Raw genomic sequence first — 18,476 nt, 5'->3', positions numbered from 1 at the left:
GACGCAGATGAGGCGATGTGAATGGGCAAAAGGCGAGCTTGATATAGCTTACCACGATAACGAGTGGGGCAAAGTCGTAAAAGAAGATAGAAAATTTTTCGAAATGATAGTTTTGGAAGGCTTTCAGGCGGGACTTTCGTGGCATGGAGTGCTTCAAAAAAGAGAGGCTATGAGAGAGGCGTTTGATGGCTTTGATCCAGAGAAGATCAAGTTTTACGGCGAGGCTGAAATAGCGAAATTTATGCAAAATGAGAGGCTGATCCGTAACAGATTAAAACTAAAATCACTTTCTGCAAATGCCATTGCATTTTTATCCGTAACGCAAGAATTTGGCAGCTTTTATGACTATTTGTGGGGATATTTGTTAAGAAAATTTGATCCCAAATTTGACGGCAAGCAGATCATAAATCACTATCAAGATATCAAACAAGTGCCAACCACTACGCCGATTTCTGACTTTGTGGCAAAGGAGCTAAAAAAGCGAGGGTTTAAATTTCTAGGCTCTGTTAGCACCTATGCATTTTTGCAAAGTGTGGGCGTTGTAGATGATCATATGGATTATTGTTTTTGCAAGGCAAAAGCTTGATTAGAATAATTTTTGCGGTTTTAGTCCTTTTAAATTTTGCATTTTCTCTTGATTTATTGCGCCTTAGCGAGTATAAAGATCAAAATGTCAGTGGCTGGCTAGCTAGCGAGAAGCTTGATGGCGTGCGTGCCTACTGGGATGGAGAGAATTTACTCTCAAGACAGGGCAAAAAGCTAAATGCACCGCTAAGTTTTACTAAAAATTTTCCTAAATTTGCGCTCGATGGCGAGCTTTACGCAAAGGAGCTTAAATTTGAAGAAATTCAAGCAACAGTGATGGATAAGTTGCCCGATGAAAAAGCGTGGGGCAGGCTTAAATTTCACATTTTCGACGTGCCTGAGGCAAGTGGTAGCTTGCTTGATAGGCTTGAAGTTTTGGCTAAATTTCTAAAAAATGAGCCAAATCACAATTTAATCATAATAAAACAGATAAAAATGCGAGATAACGCTCAATTTTTGAAATTTACTGAAAGTATCATCGCAAAAGGCGGCGAGGGAGCAGTGGTGCGTGAGCCAAATGCACCGTACGAGCGAAAAAGAAGCAAAAATGCACTAAAATTTAAAAAATTTAAAGATGCCGAGTGTGAAGTAATCGCTATAAATAAAGGCAGCGGTAAATATTCAAAAGCTGCTGGCTCGCTCACTTGCAAGGCGCTTGGTGGCAAAGATGACGAAGAAAAAGCTGGCGAGCCAAAATCTGGCACTATCTTTAAAATAGGCTCAGGACTAAGCGACGAGCAGCGCACAAATCCCCCAAAGATAGGCTCTATCATCACATATAAATTTCAAAATTTAACCTCTAATGGCAAGCCAAGATTTCCAATATTTTTAAGGGTTAGAGAAGATTAAAATTTATTCAAAAGCCTTGCTTTACTTTTGCTTTACCCTATTTTTGATAAAATTAACCACTTTTTACGAAAGGCTTAAACTTGAAAATTTTAGTAACAGGTGGTGCTGGATACATCGGCAGCCACGTAGTAAAAGCACTTTTAAAGCAAGGCAATGATGAGATAACCATCATCGACAATCTCTGCAAAGGCTCACAAAAAGCACTTGAGGCACTCCAAAAGATAGGAAATTTCAAATTTATAAACGCAAATTTAGAGGATGATCTAAGCGAAATTTTCGCAAATGGCAAATTTGATGCGATCATCCATTTTGCAGCGTTTATCGAGGTTTTTGAGAGTATGAGCGAGCCGCTAAAATACTATCTAAACAACACCGCAAATGTCGCAAGGGTGCTAAGATACGCAAAAGCTTACAATGTAAATAAATTTATATTTAGTTCAACTGCCGCAGTTTACGGCGAGCCAGACGTGGCAGAAGTTAGCGAAACAACGCCTACAAATCCGATAAATCCATACGGCAGAAGTAAGCTTATGAGTGAGCAGATCATCAAAGATTATGCCTCTTCAAATGAAAATTTTAAATTTGCGATTTTACGTTACTTCAACGTGGCAGGCGCGGACGAAGAGGGGTTAATCGGTCAAAACTATCCAAATGCCACGCACCTTATCAAGGTGGCTGTGCAAACTATACTTGGCAAGCGTGATAGCATGGGCATTTTTGGTGATGACTACGCGACAAAAGATGGTACATGCGTTAGAGACTACATTCACGTTAGTGACCTAGCAGATGCTCACATTAGCGCACTAGAGTATATTGGTAAAAATGGTAGCGAAACTTTTAACGTAGGATACGGCAGAGGATTTAGCGTAAAAGAGGTTATTGAGACCGCAAAAAAAGCGAGTGGGGTAAATTTTAAAGTATTAAATGCGCCAAGAAGGGACGGCGACCCAGCTATTCTTATCTCAAACGCAAGCAAACTGCGCTCGCTAACAAGCTGGAAGCCAAAAAGAGACGATCTAGCGCTCATCATAAAAACTGCCCTTGAGTGGGAAAAGAAAATTTAAGGACAAGCATGAAAGTAGCAGTAATCGGAACTGGATATGTTGGGCTAGTAAGTGGTGCATGCTTTGCCAAAATGGGTAACAGCGTGATCTGCGTCGATGTCGATGAAAAAAAGATCGAGGCACTAAAAAACGGCGTCGTACCGATATATGAGCCAGGGCTTGCTGATATCGTGAGCGAGTGCTACAAAAACGGCTCACTTAAATTTAGTACGCAGATAACCGAGGCGCTAGAGCATGCAGATGTGTTATTTATCGCAGTTGGCACGCCTATGGGCGCTGATGGGCAGGCGGATTTAAAATACGTTCTCTCGGTGGCAAAATCGATCGGAGAAAATTTAAGCAAACCGCTAATCGTAGTCGATAAATCAACCGTCCCAGTAGGCACTGGAGCCAAGGTGCACGAGGTGATCGAGAGTGAACTTAAAAAGAGAAATGTAGAGGTTAAATTTGAAGTAGTCTCAAACCCAGAGTTTTTAAAAGAGGGCGCGGCAGTTGAGGACTTTTTAAAGCCAGATCGCGTAGTTATCGGGGCTAGCAGCGAGTGGGGCTTTAGCGTGATGAGAGAGCTTTATGAGCCATTTATGAAAAATCACGACAGGCTCATTTGTATGGATGTAAAGTCAGCCGAGATGACAAAATACGCTGCAAATTCGATGCTGGCAACCAAAATAAGCTTCATAAACGAGATAGCAAATATCTGTGAACGCGTGGGCGCTGATGTAAATTTAGTAAGAAAAGGCATCGGCAGCGACTCAAGGATCGGTTATAGCTTTATATATCCCGGCTGCGGATACGGCGGCAGCTGCTTTCCAAAAGACGTCGAGGCGCTTATATACACCGCTAGACAAAACGGATTTGAGCCAGAGCTTTTAAACGCGGTCGAGTCAAGAAATAAGGCTCAAAAAAGAGTGCTATTTGATAAAATTTATAACTTTTTTGGCGGCGATCTAAAGGGCAAGACGATTGCACTTTGGGGGCTTGCATTTAAGCCAAATACCGATGATATGAGAGAGGCTAGCTCGATAACATTGATAAAGCTTTTAGACGAAGCTGGCGCGAAAGTGGTGGCGTATGATCCAAAATCAAGCGAAGAAGCTAAAAAATATATGCCAAATTTAGATGTAAAATACGCTAAAAATAAATATGACGCTCTTGATAACGCCGATGCTATGGTGCTTGTAACCGAGTGGAGCGAGTTTAGATCGCCTGATTTTATGGAGATCAAAGAGAGGCTAAAAAACGCCGTTATATTTGACGGACGTAACCAATACAACGCTAAAGCTTTAGCCGAGCATGGATTTAAGTATTTTCAAATCGGAGTAAAGGCATGAGAAAATTTTTACTTTTTATCGCAGCTTGCATGCTTCCCTTTGCACTTTTAGCAGGCGAAAATGCGCCAAAAACCGAGGAAAATATTTTTGAGCTACCTATTTCAAAGATGCCGCCTGATTATTTTAAATACGAAGTCGCTTTTTTTAAAGATATAGAAATCGACTGCAACTTCGCCTTTTTGCTCGGCGGAAAGCTTGAAGAAAAAGAGGACGCGCGCGGGATTTATTACGAATTTAGCGGCGGGGATGAGCTAGCACAAACGATGATGCTATGCAAGGACGGAAAGAAAAAGAGGCGGGTTTATTACGAATTCACTAAAATTTTACCAGGCATTAGCCCTATTAGAATCATAACTCCAAAAGGTGTAAGTGCGGAAATAAGAATGTATGAACGCGTAAAAAAGATAGAAGCAAAAAAAGAAAGGAAAAGTAAATGAAAATAGCAGTAGTAGGACTAGGATATGTTGGACTTCCACTTGCAGCAGCTTTTAGCGAAAAGTACGAAGTAGTAGGTTTTGATGTAAATGCAAAACGTATAGAAGAGCTTAAAAGTGGCTATGATAGAACGCTTGAACTTAGTAACGAACAGATGAAAAAAGCGATCGATAATGGCATGAAATTTAGCTTAAATTTAGATGATATTAGAAGTTGCAACTTCTTCATCGTGACCGTCCCGACTCCGATAGATAAGAACAAACGCCCTGATCTAACTCCAGTCGTAAAAGCAACCGAGAGCGTGGCAAAAGTGCTTAAAAAAGGCGACATCGTTGTTTATGAGAGCACCGTTTATCCAGGCGTTACAGAAGAAATTTGCGTGCCACTTCTTGAAAAAAGTGGGCTTAAATTTAACAAAGATTTCTTCTGCGGCTACTCTCCAGAGCGTATAAATCCAGGTGACAAAGAGCACACTGTAACTAAGATCAAAAAGATTACAAGTGGTTCAACCCCAGAGATCGCTGATAAGGTCGATGAAATTTATCGCTCGATCATCACAGCTGGCACTCATAAAGCTTCAAGTATCAAAGTAGCCGAGGCTGCAAAGGTCATCGAAAACACTCAGCGTGACATAAACATCGCCTTTATAAACGAGCTTGCGATGCTGTTTGAAAAGCTTCATATCAACACCATTGACGTGCTTGAAGCTGCAGGTACTAAGTGGAATTTCTTAAATTTCCGCCCAGGTCTAGTTGGTGGTCACTGCATCGGCGTAGATCCATATTATCTAACTCACAAAGCTCAAGAGGTAGGCTATCATCCTGAAATGATCCTAGCAGGCCGCCGTATCAACGATGACATGGGTAGATACGCAGCTGATCAGGTTATAAAACTAATGATAAGAAAAGGCGTGCTTATCAACAAAGCTCGCGTGCTTGTTCTTGGTATGACATTTAAAGAAAACTGCCCAGATATAAGAAATTCTCGCGTTATAGACGTAGTTGATGAGCTAAAAGATTTTGGCTGCAAGGTCGATGTGACCGATCCTTGGGCTGATAGCACTGAGGTAAAACACGAGTACGGCTTTGATCTAGTAAAAGAGTATAACCTAAACGACTACGACTGCATCGTGATCGCCGTAGCTCACAATGAGTTTAAAAAGCTAAATTTAAAAGGCCATTTAGTTTACGATATAAAAAATATCTACCCAGAGGCTGATGCTAGGCTGTAAGGAATTTAGTGCACAAAGTAAGCGTAAATTGTAAAGTTTTACTTATATTTCTGGCTGCTTATCTGTTTGGATTTGCGGCCAGGATGCTCTGGGTATTGTGGGCAAAGGATATGCCAGAGTTTTACTTTAATGGCGAGTTTATGCTTACAACAAATGACGCCTATTATTACGCAGAGGGTGCTAGAGATATGCTGGCTGGCTTTAATCAGCAAAATGACTTTAGCCCCTTTAATCACCCAATCTCAACCATAGTTTTTTATATTTGCAAAATTTTTCCTTTTAAGATCGAAAGCGTGATATTTTACATGAGCGTCTTTTTAGCTCCTCTTATCGCACTTCCAGTTATTTTGATATCAAATGAGTTTAAGGCTCTTAGGGTAGGGGCTGTGGCAGCGTTTATGAGTGTTATCTTGCCAAGCTATCTTTCAAGGACATCGCCTGGATATTTTGATAGCGACATGTTAAATGTCACATTTGCGCTTTTTATCATCTATTTTTTGATCAGGCTTTTAAACACAAATGAACAAAAATTTATCGTTTTGCCTGGAGTCTTTGTGTCGCTTTATCTTTGGTGGTATCAAAGCTCATATGCACTTATTTTAAGTATTTTCTTTATGCTTTTACTATATACGCTAGTTTTTATGCGAGATAGATTGCAAAATTATCAAGCGATATTTTTTATATTTATAAGCATCGTAAGCTCAAATGTTTTTACTAAAGATCCACTAATAGCAAATAAAATTTTGATTTTTAATTTAGTAGTTATTGCTTTATTTTTCTCTCTTTTTTGCAAATATAAAAATTTACTCTCGGCTAGAAATTTAGCCATTTTTCTTACTTTAATGCTAGCTGCTTTTATCTATTTTGGTGGTTTTGATTTCATCACTTCAAAAATAGGTATTTATGTTTTTAAAGGCAATGAAATTCTTAGCGATAAATTTCACTTTATAAATGAGTATAATTTCATCAGCGAAGTAAAAAGTGCTAGTCCTTTGTATTTTATCTATTTCATGTCGGGAAATATTCTTATATTGCTGGCAGCTATTATTGGATACTTGCTACTTTGCATGAAATTTCGTCCATTTTTGCTTACTTTGCCAATGCTTGGACTTGGACTCCTCTCTTTCTTTGGTGGAGTTAGATTTGTTATGTACGTAACACCACTTGTTGCGCTTGGTTTTGGGTATTTTTTGCATTTTTTTTTAAATTTATTTGATCTTAGAAATTCCATTAAAAATTTGTCATTTTTGGTTTTTGTCGTAGCCGCTCTTGCTATAAATTTAGATTTTGCTTATTCATATAGGCCAAACACTGTAATTAGCCGTGATGAAGCAGTAGCACTTGATGTGCTCAAAAAGGTCACAAAGCACGATGATTATGTATTTTCATGGTGGGATTACGGATATGCAATAAGGTATTTTGCTGATGTTATGACTTTAAACGATCCTGGTAGGCAAGGTGGCGAAAATAATTATTTTGTTAGCCTTGCTTTGAGAAAAGATGAGGCATTTTCGGCTAGACTTGCAAGAGTGGCAGTTACGTATAATGACATCTCACTTGAGCAAAATGTAAGGCCAATAGATAAAATTTTAAAAGACTACAACACAAGCGATATAAATACTTTTTTAAGTCAGCTTGAAGGCGAAAATTTTACTCTGCCAGCTGCAAAAAAAGAGGTTTTTTACTATCTTGTGCCAAATATGATTGACATCGCACCAAATATCTTTAGATATAGCTATATTGACGTCGTAACTGGTAAAAGGCAAAAAGAGGATTTTTATCATGTTAGTGCATTAAATGGCGTTAGCGAAGCTGGTATCGACCTTGGAGATGGTTATACTTTGCCTACAAATGATCAAAAATTTATCATACATAACGGTGAGAAAATAGCCGTAAAATCATTTTATAAGGTAAAAGGTGCTGGAAGAGATTTGCGAATAGATGAAAAAATCATAGATGAAAACGCCAAAATTTATGTGGTTTTTTTGGAAGATTATGCGCGGATATTGTTGCTTGATGAAAATGCTTTTAACTCATCTTTTGTGCAGCTTTTTATATTTGAAAAGGCTGATGATAGATACTTTGAGCCATTTGTCATTTCAAATGGTGTAAAAATTTATAGGCTGAAAATCTAATGCTAATCAATCTAATAAGCTCGATCGTCGTTTTTGTCGTATCAATGGGCATAAATTTCTTTCTTACACCATTTATCTTAAAAAGCCTTGGCAACGAGGCATTTGGCTTTGTGGGGCTTAGTAACGCCATCGTAAGCTACGCAGCAGTCGTGAGCGTGGCGATAAACTCGGTTAGTGGGCGCTTTGTCGCTCATGCGTGGCACAAAAATGACCTAAGCCTTGCAAACACCTACTACTCATCAGTGCTTGTTGTAAATATCTTTTTTTGCGCCGTTGTCGTGGTGCTTAGCTCTGTTTTCATACTAAATTTGCAAAGCTTTTTAAATGTCCCTGAAAATTTACTCTTTGACGTGAGAATGACCCTTGTTTTTTACTTTATAAATTTCTGTGTCGGCCTATTTAACGGCGTTTTAACGGTCTGCGCTTTTGTGACAAACAAGCTCTATTTACTCTCCATCAGAAACGCCATCTCAAGCGCGATCCTAGCGATCCTTATCGTGGCGCTCTTTTTCTTTTTTAAGCCGTTCATCTCATACATCGCCATTTCAGCGCTAGTTGCTAGCCTTTTTGTCTTTTTTAGCACCATTTTTATGTCAGCTCGCATCACGCCAGAGCTAAAATTTAGCTTTAGCAAATTTGATTTTTCTAAGATCAAAGAGCTTTTAAGCTCTGGTATTTGGAATAGTTTTAATGCGCTAAATCGCATACTTTTAACTGGTATGGATCTTTTTATCTGCAACATTTTCGTAAATGCAAACGCGACCGGCCTTCTTTCTGTCGCCAAGGCCGCCCCTATCATACTTGAGAGCTTTGTAGCGCAGCTTAGCGGTATCTTTGCACCAAAATTTGTCGAGCTTTACTCTAAAAATTTGATCACTGACCTCATAAATGAGGCTAAATTTTCAATGAAGGTGATCGCCTTTGTGATGAGTGCTCCGGCAGCATTTTTTGTCGTTTTTGGGCTTGATTTTTACACGCTTTGGTTACCTTTTAAAAGCCAAGACGAGGTCAAATTTATCTACAATGTCTCGATGATCACGCTTGTGCCCATTGTATTTATAAGCTTTGTTTTCTCGCTTTTTAACCTTGATAGCGCGACAAACAAGCTTCGCCGACCAGCCATTGCCAACACTATCCTTGGCTTTAGCACGATCATAGCGCAGATAGCACTGCTCAAATTTAGTGGCTACGGCGTTTATGGCATCGTTGTCGTCGCAGCCATTTTTTATAGCATAAGAATTCTTGGCTTTGACCTTATAAATGCTGCTTTAAATTTAGAGGTGAAACTCACCACTTTTTACGGGGTTTATTTTAAAAATTTAGCCGTTTTTGCGCTCTGCGTGCTTGCGATGTTTGCCTGCAAGGACTTTGTGAGCTTGGATAACTGGCTAAAATTTGCTATCTTTGCTGCGATCTACGCCGGCGCAGCTTATATTTTGGGATTTTTTTTGTTTTTTAATGCCTTCGAGCGAGGCATAGTTTGGCGTAAAATTTTAAAAAAATTTAAAAGGTTTTAAATGAATGAAATTTATTTGATCTCTTTGGCTAAAGATACCAAAAGGCGCGAGCTTTTGCAGCAGAAATTTAGCTCTTATGATAGCTTTAAGCTAATAGACGCAGTCGATGGCAGGGAGCTAAATGCAAGGGAGTACTACAAGATCATTTCGCCATCATTTAAAGCTTACGGCAAGGTTTTAAGCCCAGCAGAGATTGGCTGTTCGCTCTCGCATGTGAAAGCCTACGAGGCGTTTTTGGCAAGCGAGGCAAAATTTGCCCTCATCTTTGAAGATGACGTGATAGGCGATAATCAGGCCATAAAAGAGGCCTTTTTGGCAGCTAGCAAGATGCCTGAAAACAGCGTGCTCATATGTGGCATGCAAGATGGGCTGGAGGGTAGGTTTAGCGCCTTTGGCAAAAAGGTGGATACTAGCCTAAGTAAGCCACTATGGCAGGTCTCAAAGCACTCATTTTCAAGCATTTATAGAGCAGGGGCTTATGTGCTAACTAAAAAAAGCGCTAAAAATTTGCTAGAAATCCACAAAAATGCGCTTTGCACGACCGATATTTGGGACTATTTGCTTGGTGTTAATGATATGCAGATGTATTTTTGCGATCTCTTTTCGCATCCAACTGATCTTAGCGGCTCAAACATCGAGGGAGAGCGCCTTGAGAGGGGATACAGCGCAAATTTAAAGGCTTATATAAAAACATTTAAATTTATACTTTTCTCAAGGCTTGAAAAGCTTCAAGGCTATGAGAGAATTTTTAAAAGGGGCTAGATGAGCGAGCCATTAATCAGCATCGTAACCGCAACTTATAAGCGTCCAGAGCTTTTACAAAAGGCCATAAAAAGCGCTCTAGCTCAAAGCTATAAAAACCTAGAGATCATAGTAACAGATGACGGCGATGACGAGAGTGTGAGTGAAATTTGCAAGAGTTTTAACGACACAAGGATCAAATTTGTAAAAAACACCGCTCACAAAAAGAGCCCAAATGGCAATAAAAATAATGGCTTTGACAACGCAACAGGCGAGTTTGTCTGCTTGCTTGATGATGACGATGAGCTAATGAGCGAGGCGATTGCTGAGTGCTATGAAATTTTAAAAAGCGGCGAGTATTCGTGCGTTTTTGCAGACGCGATCTGCGAAAAAGATGGCGTGATGACCGAGGTGATGGCTGGTAGAAGCCCATATGGCAAGAGTGGGGCGATGAGTAAGGTCGATTATCACTGCGGACGGATAAATGGTGAGTATTTTAAACTTTTTTCGCGCGAATTTATAGACGGCTTTAGGTTTGATGAGAGCAGTTTTGGCGGCGAAAATGAGCTTTACATCCGCTTTTTTGAAAAAAATGTTTTTTATCTTAAAAAGCCACTTTACATCTACCGCATCGCAAGAAGCGATAGTGCTACGCTAAATGCCGGCAAGCACGCGTTAAACGTTGCAAACGCTTACATTAAAACAGCAAATTTGCACTACGATATCGCTATCAAAAACGAGCCAAAATTTCTAGCTATGCAGTATAAAAATGCCGCTTACTACGCCAAAATCGCTGGCGAATATGGCCTGATGTTAAGGTGTATCTTTAAAAGCCTTAGTATTAAATTTAGCAAAGAAGCGTTTATTTTCTTGCTACTTAGCCCACTTCCAAGTGGCATTTTGCCGGCACTCTCAAAGCTTAGAGTAAAAATCAAACAAAGGTTTGGCGTATGAAGATTTTATTTGTCACATCAACGCTTAGAAGTGGTGGTGCGGAGCGAGTTTGCGCGGTGATCGCGTCAAGATTTAGCATGGATCACGATGTAAGCCTTGTTAAATTTGACAAGGACGAGCCATTTTACGAGCTGGCAAGCGGGGTGAAGCTCATAAATTTAGGCGTTGGGGCTGATGAGCTTGGCTTTGTTGGAAATTTAAAAAAGAGAGTTTTAAAGGCGCTTGCTTTAAGAGCACTCATAAGAGAGGGCAAATTTGACGCTGTGATATCCTTTTTAGACGCCGTAAATACCTTGGTTCTCTTTAGCTCAGCTGGGCTAAAAACGCCTATAGTCATAAGCGAGCACACAAACTATCTTGCGCCAAAAAGAGCTATTTTTAAGGTGCTAAGACGCCTTAGCTATCCATTTGCAAACGCACTTAGCGTCTTAAGCGACGAGGATCTAAGCTACTACTCTAAATTTTGCAAAAATGTGATGAAAATTTACAACCCACTCTTTGAAGAGGTGCGAAGTGAGAGCTTTGATAAAGAAAATTTAATCATCTTTGTTGGCAGGCTAAATAAGATAAAAAACTGCGAAATGTTTGTAAGAGTGGCTGCAAATTTAAAGCAAAGTGGCTATAAATTTGCTGTCGCTGGAGATGGCGGCGAGAGGTCAAATTTAGGAAATTTAGCTAAAAGCTTGGGCGCTGATGTCCAGTTTTTAGGCAATGTAAGCGACATCGCCTCGCTTTATAAAAGAGCAAAGGTGTTACTCTCTTGCTCAAATTTCGAGGGTCTTGGAAACACCTTGATAGAGGCGATAAACTATGACTGCGTGCGGGTTGCGACGAGAACTAGCGGGGCAAAAGAGCTTATAAAAGATGGCTTTGATGGCTTGCTTTGCGAGATAAATGACGCTGATCAGATGAGCAAAAAGCTTGCAAATTTGATCCAAAATGAGGCAAAAATGGGTGAATTTGCTAAAAACGCAAGAGCTAGACTTGATGAGTTTAGCGTGGAGCAAATTTATAAAAAATGGCTGGAGCTTTTAAGGCTTGGAGGTGTGAAGTGAAAATTCTTTTTGTCATCGCCGCACTTAGAAATGGCGGAGCCGAACGCGTGCTAAACGTGCTTGCAAACGAGCTTTGCAAAGACAATGAGATCACTATCGCTCTTCTTGAAGAGGACCTTGGGCTTTATAAATTTAGTGAAAAGATAAATATCATAAACCTTAGCGTCACTGGCTCAGGGCTCGCTTTAAAATTTAAGAAAATCCTAGCCCTTAGAGCGCTTTTTAAAGAGCAAAGGGCTGATCTGATAATGAGCTTTATCGACTGGACAAACGTCGCTTGCGTGCTGGCAAATGCTGGGCTAAAGAGCAAACTAATAGCAACTGAGCATCACGAGCACAGCTACTTAAAAAGCAAAATCGCAAGCGCTATGCGTGATATTAGCTACCGCTTTGTAGATGGCTTAAGCGTGCTAAGTAAAAGCGACTACGACTACTATAAATTTGCCAAAAATCGCGAGGTCATCCACAACCCACTTTTTATCGACGTGCCTGAAATTTGCGAGAAGCAAAATGTCATCTTAAGCGTGGCAAGGCTGGAGGCGGTAAAGGGCTATGATCTCTATTTTGAGGCACTTAGCAAGATGGGTAAGAGCTTGCTTGATGGCTGGGAGATAAAGATCGCAGGCAGTGGCAGGCAAGAGGCCGAGCTAAAGCAAATGGTGTTAAATTTAGGGCTTAACGTCAAATTTTTAGGCCATATGAGCGATGTTAGCAAGCTTTATAGCGAGGCAAAAATTTTCACTCTTTGCTCAAGAAGTGAGGGGCTTTCAAACGTGCTAATAGAATCGGGTGCCTTTGGCTGCGCTAGACTAAGTAGCGACACCGTGGGCGCAAGAGAGCTTATAGATGACGGCACGAACGGGCTTATCTTTAAAAATGGCGACGCAGATGATCTAAAAGATAAGCTTGAAATGCTTTTAAAAGATGAAAATTTAAGGCAAAAACTAGCAAAAAACGCTAGAGAAAGTGCAAATTTATTTAGCAAAGAAAATATCATCAAGCAGTGGCGAGAATTTATCAAAAAGGTTGTTTGTAAGTGAAAAAATTAGCCGTTTTTTTATACTCGATGGGACCTGGTGGGGCTGAGCGAAATGTGGCAAATTTACTGCCATTTTTAGTTAAACGTTATGAAGTTCATCTCATCTTAATGAGTAAGGTCATCGCCTACGAGATCCCAAGCGAGGTGCAAATCCACTTTATAGAAAATAGCGACCCTTACGAGAGCGGACTAAAGAAGCTTGCAAGGCTCTTTTTAGCGATGCCAATGCTTGCCTTTAAGTATAAAAAACTTTGTCAAAACTTAGGCATAGACATGCAGTTTGTGCTGATGAACCGCCCTTGTTATATCGCTTCAATAGCTAGAATTTTGGGCTTTAAAAAAAGGCTAGTTATCAGCGAGCGAAGCTGTCCGTCTATCCTATACAAAAACGATCTAAGCGGCAGAGTTAATAAATTTTTGCTCACTCATCTTTATAAAAAGGCTGATCTAATCCTCGCAAATGCAGCTGGCAATAAAGAGGATCTGGTGCAAAATTTTGGCATGAGCGAGGACAAAACAAAGGTGCTTTATAACGCCCTTGATCTAAAAACTATAAATTTGCTAAAAGATGAGCCACTTGAGGATGGTTTTAGGCCATTTTTCATAAACATCGGCCGCCTTGATAGCGGTAAAAATCAAGCCATGCTAATAAAAATAATAGCTTCGATTAACGACCCTCGCGCTACGCTTGGCATTTTGGGAAAAGGGCCTTTAAAGGATGAGCTGCAAAATTTGATAGATAAATTTGATGTGGGCGAGCGAGTAAAGCTTCTTGGCACTGATAAAAATCCATTTAAACATATAAAAAATGCTTCTTGCTTGCTTTGTGCTTCGCGTTTTGAGGGCTTTTCAAATGTCCTTTTAGAGGCACTAGCGTGCGAAAAAACTATCATCTCAACCGAGCATAAAAGCGGTGCGAAGGAGCTTTTGGGCGAGAGTGAGTTTGGTATTTTGGTACCAGTTGATGACGAAAATGCGATGAAAGAGGCGATGATAAAGGTGCTTAATGTGCCTGAAATAAGGCAAAATTTTGAAAAGGTTGCGTATAATCGGGCTAAATTTTTTGATAGTGAAAATATAGCGAGCAAGCTTATAAATTTTTTGGAAAATCCTAATGAATAGAAATTTATTTTTTAAAAATTACTCTTTATACTTGATGATATTTGTCGCGGTCCTTTTTGGCATGGTTTGTAGGCTCTACTGGGTCTTTTGGGCAAGTGAATATCCAGTATTTTTCTGGAACAACGAGCTAATGATCAGTACAAACGACGGCTACGCATTTGCCGAGGGCGCAAGGGATATGCTGGCTGGCTTTCACCAAGAAAATGATCTTAGCTACTACGGCTATCCGCTCTCGACGCTTACTTACTGGATCGTGAAATTTCTGGGCGTCAAGCTTGAGACGGCGATGATTTATATGAGCGTATTTTTCTCATCGCTTGTGGCTGTGCCAGTTATCTTAATCGCAAATGAGTATAAGCTAAAATTTGCTGGCTTCATCGCTGCACTTCTTGCGGTGGTCGCAAATAGCTACTACAACCGCACTATGGCAGGATACTACGATACTGATATGCTCATCATCCCACTTAGCGTCTTTGTCGTTTGGGGACTTGTTAGAGTACTTGAGAAAAAGGACGCAAAGAGCTTAATAATCGCGCCTCTTAGCGCACTTATTTATATGTGGTGGTATTCAAGCGCTTTTTCGCTTATTAGTATTTTAACTGGGCTATTTTTACTTTATACGCTCGTTTTTGATAGGAAAAATCCACTTTTTTACCATGAAATTTCACTGCTTTTACTTGCTATTTCGAACCTTGATCTATCGCTTAAATTTGCCCTAGTATTTGCACTTTATGCACTTTGTCTCTTTAAAAAAGAGGTGATAAATTTAAAATTTGCTCTTGGTGTTTTGGTTGTTGTTTTTGCTGTTTTTGTCATTCGTGGCGGACTAAATCCGATTATTTTTCAGCTTAAATTTTACGTCTTTAGAGATGCGCCTGAAGTTGGCGGCATGAGCTTTCACTTTTTTAATGTCAATCAAACCATCCAAGAGTCAAGTATCGTTGATTTTACGCTATTTTGCGAGAGGATCAGCGCAAATGTCATCACATTTTTGATCTCGCTTGCTGGCGTTGCTCTTTTTTGTTTTAAAAACCGCTCATTTGCCGTCTCGCTTGGCATGCTAGCACTTGGCTTTTTGGCATTTAAAAGTGGCCTTAGATTTACCATTTACGCTGTGCCTATCATGGCGCTTGGCTTTGGCTATTTAGTGGAATTTATACTTTCAAATTTAAAGCTAAAAGGAGCGGTGCTAAATCTTGCGAGAGCTTTTATAACCGTGCTTGCTCTTACTCCAGCGCTCATTCATATCTATGGCTACAAAGCTGAGCCAGTTTTTGTGCACAAAGAGGTTGAAATTTTAAATAAGCTAAAAGGCATCGCAGGACGCGAGGACTACGTGGTTGCGTGGTGGGACTATGGATATCCGATCAGATATTACAGCGATGTTAAGACGCTCATTGATGGTGGAAAGCACCTTGGACGCGAAAATTTTGCCGTGAGTTTTGCGCTTGGAAGCGATGAGATGAGCTCGGCAAATATGGCAAGGCTTGATGTTGAGTACACAGAGAGAAATTTCAAGGAGCGATTTAACGGCAACTTGGCTCAAATTTTAAAAGAAAGAAACACAAGTATTGATCAGTTTTTTGGTGATATAAAAGAGGCAAATTTTAGCTTGCCAGCAAAGACAAGGGATATTTATTACTATCTTCCAGATAGGATGCTTGGTATTTTTCCAACCATTTTGCAGTTTAGCAAGATCGATCTAAAAAGCGGTAAAAATTTAAACAATGGCCTTTTTATCGTCACAAGAGCGATCTCTCAAAATGAAAATGGCATTAGACTAAATGGTGGATTTACGCTCACAAGTGATGTCACAAATTTAATCTATGATGGCAACATCTTGCCTCTTAAATCTTTCATAGAGACTGATTATAATGAGGCTGGCAAGCTAAATGTCAAAGAGTATAAAAATAACGAAAGCTCAAATATTTCTGTCATTTTTATGAGAGATTATGGTAGGTTTATCATCCTTGATGAAAGTATTTTAAATAGCGCATACATCCAGCTTTTTGTGCTTGAAAGGTACGATCCAAAAATTTTTGAGCCAGTCATACTTGATGGGGCGGCAAAAATTTATAAATTAAAGAGGTAAAAATGGCAAGGATAGGGTTTTTAAGCCACGCTGATATGAGTATACACTTTTTTAGACGCCCTATAATGCAGGCTTTAAAAGATATGGGGCATGAGGTTTTTGCTATCGCTCCAAAAGGAAATTTTACTGATGAGCTTGCTAAAAGCTTTCACTCTGTCACTTACGAGCTTGACAAAGCCAGCTTAAATCCGCTAACAGTGATAAATAACTCCAAAAAACTTTCTCAAATTTTGGGCGAGCTAAATTTAGACCTGCTGCAAACTGGCGCTCACAAGTCAAATGTATTTGGTACGTTTGCCGCTAAAAACGCTGGTATAAAGCACGTGATAAATTTGGTTGAAGGTCTTGGTAGCTTTTATATCGATGATGATCTTAAGACAAAGGCTGTGCGTTTTGTCATGGAGAGCCTTTATAAGCTCTCTTTTGCAAAAGCCGATGCTTGCGTGTTTGTAAACGATTCGGACGCTGATTATATGATTTCAAAAAATTTGATAGATAAAAGCAAAGTTTGCCGCATAAAAAGTGTCGGTGTTGATACTGCTAAATTTGACCCAGCTATCACGCAGGAGGCTGATCTTGGCGATAAAAAGGTGATTCTCATGATCGCAAGAGCTATGTGGCACAAGGGTGTTCGAGAATTTTACGAGGCAGCTGAAATTTTAAATGGCTACAAAAACTGCGAATTTGTCTTTGTGGGCGAGGGTTTTGCTGGTAATAAATCAACCGCAGATGAAAGCTTTTTAAAAGGTGGCAAGGTGCGATATCTTGGCGCTAGAAACGACATACCACAGCTTTTAAAGGCTTCTTACTTGCTGGCACTCCCTAGCTATAAAGAGGGCTTTCCAAGAACGGTTTTAGAGGCGATGAGTATGGCTAAAGCAGTCGTTGCTAGCGATGTGACAGGCTGCAACGAAGCAGTAAAGGATGGCTACAACGGGCTTTTATGCAAAGTAAAAGACGCAAATGATCTTGCTGACAAGATAAAAATTTTGCTTGATGATGAGGAGCTTTGTGCTAGACTTGGTCAAAATGGCAGGGACTGGGCAGTTAGCGAGTTTGACGAGAAGCAAATCGCAAAAAGATATATAGAAATTTATAGGAAATTTATAGATGTATAGAAATTTTTTAAAGAGGGTGATTGATATTTTGGGGGCTTTGTTTTTGCTCATTTTAACGTCACCTATCATCATAGCAACGGCGATTTTTATCTATTTTAAAGTAAGCCGTGATGTTATTTTCACGCAGGCAAGACCAGGTCTTAATGAGAAAATTTTTAAAATTTATAAATTTAAGACGATGAGCGATGAGCGTGACGCAAATGGCGAGCTCTTGCCAGATGAGCAGCGTCTTGGTAGATTTGGTAAGCTAATCCGTTCGCTTAGCCTCGATGAGCTACCACAGCTATTTAACGTGCTAAAGGGCGACATGAGCTTCATTGGGCCAAGGCCGCTTTTAGTTGAGTATCTGCCTATTTATAACGAAACGCAAAAGCACCGCCACGACGTACGTCCAGGTATCACAGGGCTAGCGCAAGTAAATGGCAGAAACGCCATAAGCTGGGAGAAAAAATTTGAGTACGACGTCTATTACGCTAAAAATTTAAGCTTTATGCTTGATGTAAAGATTGCCTTACAGACCATCGAAAAGGTGCTAAAACGAAGTGGCGTCAGCAAAGAGGGGCAGGCTACGACGGAGAAATTTAATGGCAAAAACTAAGAAAATTTACATCTACGGAGCAAGCGGTCACGGGCTAGTCGTAGCTGACATCGCTAGAAGCAACGGCTATGATGAGATAGTTTTTTTAGATGATGCTAGTGAGTGTAAATTTAGCCCAGAGCTTGAAAAAGCAGACATTATAATAGCTATTGGCGAAAACAAAACAAGGCAAAAGATCAGCCAAAAGGTCGAGGCCGCTGGCTTTGAGATAGTAAATTTGATCCATAAAAGCGCGGTTGTGAGCGAAAGTGCCGTGATAGAAAAAGGCGTAGTTGTCATGCCAAATGCCGTTATAAACGCAAAAGCTCACATAAAAGAGGGCGCTATCATGAATTCTGGCGCGGTGATAGAGCATGAGTGCGTGATAGGTAAATTTGCTCACATCAGCCCAAATGCAGCCCTTGCTGGAAACGTTAGCGTGGGCGAATTTACGCACATAGGTATCGGCTCAAGCGTCATTCAAGGTATAAGCATTGGCAAAAACTGCATCATCGGTGCTGGAAGCGTGGTTGTTAGAGATATAAAAGATGGCACAAAGGCTTACGGCGTGCCAGCATGCGAGCGCGCTAAGATATAAATTTAAAAATAAGTGCTAAAATCGCCAAAAAAT

Annotated in this window: 17 protein-coding genes; all 17 read left to right on the top strand. The window is 40.1% G+C overall.

The genetic code is table 11. From position 1 onward, the window contains the following. Nucleotides 1-7: 7 nt before the first annotated feature. The 17 genes from ATCC51562_RS07820 to pglD all read left to right on the top strand — a co-directional run bounded on the left by ATCC51562_RS07820 (nt 8) and on the right by pglD (nt 18,443). Complete coding sequence (locus ATCC51562_RS07820; RefSeq protein ID WP_021091793.1) at nt 8-586, top strand: DNA-3-methyladenine glycosylase I; 579 nt, start codon at nt 8-10, stop codon at nt 584-586. After that, nucleotides 586-1,434 (top strand): DNA ligase, encoded by an 849-nt coding sequence (locus tag ATCC51562_RS07815; RefSeq protein ID WP_080658763.1) that lies wholly within the window; start codon nt 586-588, stop codon nt 1,432-1,434. The genes ATCC51562_RS07820 and ATCC51562_RS07815 overlap by 1 nt, the downstream gene beginning before the upstream one ends. An 80-nt stretch (nt 1,435-1,514) precedes the next feature. Further along, a complete protein-coding gene (gene galE, locus ATCC51562_RS07810) occupies nt 1,515-2,498 on the top strand; it encodes a UDP-glucose 4-epimerase GalE (protein WP_021091678.1) in 984 nt (327 codons plus the stop codon). An 8-nt stretch (nt 2,499-2,506) separates the two neighbouring features. Then, nucleotides 2,507-3,829 carry a UDP-glucose dehydrogenase family protein gene (locus ATCC51562_RS07805; protein ID WP_021091709.1) on the top strand — a complete coding sequence of 441 codons (1,323 nt, stop codon included), beginning with the start codon at nt 2,507-2,509 and terminating at the stop codon, nt 3,827-3,829. Then, nucleotides 3,826-4,266, top strand: coding sequence for an ecotin family protein (locus tag ATCC51562_RS07800; RefSeq protein WP_021091756.1), 441 nt, complete (start codon nt 3,826-3,828; stop codon nt 4,264-4,266). The genes ATCC51562_RS07805 and ATCC51562_RS07800 overlap by 4 nt, the downstream gene beginning before the upstream one ends. Then, nucleotides 4,263-5,495 carry a nucleotide sugar dehydrogenase gene (locus ATCC51562_RS07795; protein WP_021091615.1) on the top strand — a complete coding sequence of 411 codons (1,233 nt, stop codon included), beginning with the start codon at nt 4,263-4,265 and terminating at the stop codon, nt 5,493-5,495. Before ATCC51562_RS07800 ends, ATCC51562_RS07795 begins: the two co-directional genes overlap by 4 nt. 8 nt (nt 5,496-5,503) lie before the next feature. Further along, nucleotides 5,504-7,630 carry an STT3 domain-containing protein gene (locus ATCC51562_RS07790; RefSeq protein WP_021091825.1) on the top strand — a complete coding sequence of 709 codons (2,127 nt, stop codon included), beginning with the start codon at nt 5,504-5,506 and terminating at the stop codon, nt 7,628-7,630. After that, nucleotides 7,630-9,147: an MATE family efflux transporter gene (locus ATCC51562_RS07785; protein ID WP_021091739.1), complete on the top strand. Its 1,518-nt coding sequence runs from the start codon at nt 7,630-7,632 to the stop codon at nt 9,145-9,147. Before ATCC51562_RS07790 ends, ATCC51562_RS07785 begins: the two co-directional genes overlap by 1 nt. After that, the gene (locus tag ATCC51562_RS07780; protein WP_021091773.1) at nt 9,148-9,909 is read left to right on the top strand and encodes a glycosyltransferase family 25 protein; all 762 of its coding nucleotides are present in this window, start codon (nt 9,148-9,150) and stop codon (nt 9,907-9,909) included. It abuts the gene before it with no gap. Further along, nucleotides 9,910-10,842, top strand: coding sequence for a glycosyltransferase family 2 protein (locus ATCC51562_RS07775; RefSeq protein ID WP_021091850.1), 933 nt, complete (start codon nt 9,910-9,912; stop codon nt 10,840-10,842). Next, nucleotides 10,839-11,897, top strand: coding sequence for a glycosyltransferase (locus ATCC51562_RS07770; protein ID WP_021091664.1), 1,059 nt, complete (start codon nt 10,839-10,841; stop codon nt 11,895-11,897). Before ATCC51562_RS07775 ends, ATCC51562_RS07770 begins: the two co-directional genes overlap by 4 nt. Continuing rightward, on the top strand, nt 11,894-12,937 hold the full coding sequence (locus ATCC51562_RS07765; RefSeq protein ID WP_021091716.1) for a glycosyltransferase: 1,044 nt from the start codon (nt 11,894-11,896) through the stop codon (nt 12,935-12,937). The genes ATCC51562_RS07770 and ATCC51562_RS07765 overlap by 4 nt, the downstream gene beginning before the upstream one ends. Then, nucleotides 12,934-14,058 (top strand): glycosyltransferase, encoded by a 1,125-nt coding sequence (locus ATCC51562_RS07760; RefSeq protein WP_021091801.1) that lies wholly within the window; start codon nt 12,934-12,936, stop codon nt 14,056-14,058. The genes ATCC51562_RS07765 and ATCC51562_RS07760 overlap by 4 nt, the downstream gene beginning before the upstream one ends. Continuing rightward, on the top strand, nt 14,051-16,150 hold the full coding sequence (locus ATCC51562_RS07755) for an STT3 domain-containing protein (RefSeq protein WP_021091677.1): 2,100 nt from the start codon (nt 14,051-14,053) through the stop codon (nt 16,148-16,150). Before ATCC51562_RS07760 ends, ATCC51562_RS07755 begins: the two co-directional genes overlap by 8 nt. Nucleotides 16,151-16,152: 2 nt before the next feature. After that, nucleotides 16,153-17,268: a N,N'-diacetylbacillosaminyl-diphospho-undecaprenol alpha-1,3-N-acetylgalactosaminyltransferase gene (gene pglA / locus ATCC51562_RS07750; RefSeq protein ID WP_021091606.1), complete on the top strand. Its 1,116-nt coding sequence runs from the start codon at nt 16,153-16,155 to the stop codon at nt 17,266-17,268. After that, nucleotides 17,261-17,866 (top strand): undecaprenyl phosphate N,N'-diacetylbacillosamine 1-phosphate transferase, encoded by a 606-nt coding sequence (pglC, locus tag ATCC51562_RS07745; RefSeq protein WP_021091777.1) that lies wholly within the window; start codon nt 17,261-17,263, stop codon nt 17,864-17,866. Before pglA ends, pglC begins: the two co-directional genes overlap by 8 nt. Further along, nucleotides 17,853-18,443 (top strand): UDP-N-acetylbacillosamine N-acetyltransferase, encoded by a 591-nt coding sequence (pglD, locus tag ATCC51562_RS07740; RefSeq protein WP_021091699.1) that lies wholly within the window; start codon nt 17,853-17,855, stop codon nt 18,441-18,443. Before pglC ends, pglD begins: the two co-directional genes overlap by 14 nt. The last annotated feature ends 33 nt before the right edge of the window (nt 18,444-18,476 follow it).

Origin of the sequence: Campylobacter concisus ATCC 51562, from assembly GCF_000466745.1 — a bacterium.
Taxonomy (GTDB): Bacteria; Campylobacterota; Campylobacteria; order Campylobacterales; family Campylobacteraceae; genus Campylobacter_A; species Campylobacter_A concisus_B.
Note: the sequence above shows the minus strand (reverse complement) of the source record. Positions and strands in the feature narration are given on the sequence as shown.

Bases quoted from the DNA above. Each gene is read 5' to 3' on its own strand.
- ATCC51562_RS07820 (WP_021091793.1), top strand. From the start codon at position 8: ATGAGGCGATGTGAATGGGCAAAAGGCGAGCTTGATATAGCTTACCAC.
- ATCC51562_RS07805 (WP_021091709.1), top strand. From the start codon at position 2,507: ATGAAAGTAGCAGTAATCGGAACTGGATATGTTGGGCTAGTAAGTGGT.
- ATCC51562_RS07800 (WP_021091756.1), top strand. From the start codon at position 3,826: ATGAGAAAATTTTTACTTTTTATCGCAGCTTGCATGCTTCCCTTTGCA.
- ATCC51562_RS07795 (WP_021091615.1), top strand. From the start codon at position 4,263: ATGAAAATAGCAGTAGTAGGACTAGGATATGTTGGACTTCCACTTGCA.
- ATCC51562_RS07785 (WP_021091739.1), top strand. From the start codon at position 7,630: ATGCTAATCAATCTAATAAGCTCGATCGTCGTTTTTGTCGTATCAATG.
- ATCC51562_RS07780 (WP_021091773.1), top strand. From the start codon at position 9,148: ATGAATGAAATTTATTTGATCTCTTTGGCTAAAGATACCAAAAGGCGC.
- ATCC51562_RS07775 (WP_021091850.1), top strand. From the start codon at position 9,910: ATGAGCGAGCCATTAATCAGCATCGTAACCGCAACTTATAAGCGTCCA.
- ATCC51562_RS07770 (WP_021091664.1), top strand. From the start codon at position 10,839: ATGAAGATTTTATTTGTCACATCAACGCTTAGAAGTGGTGGTGCGGAG.
- ATCC51562_RS07755 (WP_021091677.1), top strand. From the start codon at position 14,051: ATGAATAGAAATTTATTTTTTAAAAATTACTCTTTATACTTGATGATA.
- pglA (WP_021091606.1), top strand. From the start codon at position 16,153: ATGGCAAGGATAGGGTTTTTAAGCCACGCTGATATGAGTATACACTTT.
- pglC (WP_021091777.1), top strand. From the start codon at position 17,261: ATGTATAGAAATTTTTTAAAGAGGGTGATTGATATTTTGGGGGCTTTG.
- pglD (WP_021091699.1), top strand. From the start codon at position 17,853: ATGGCAAAAACTAAGAAAATTTACATCTACGGAGCAAGCGGTCACGGG.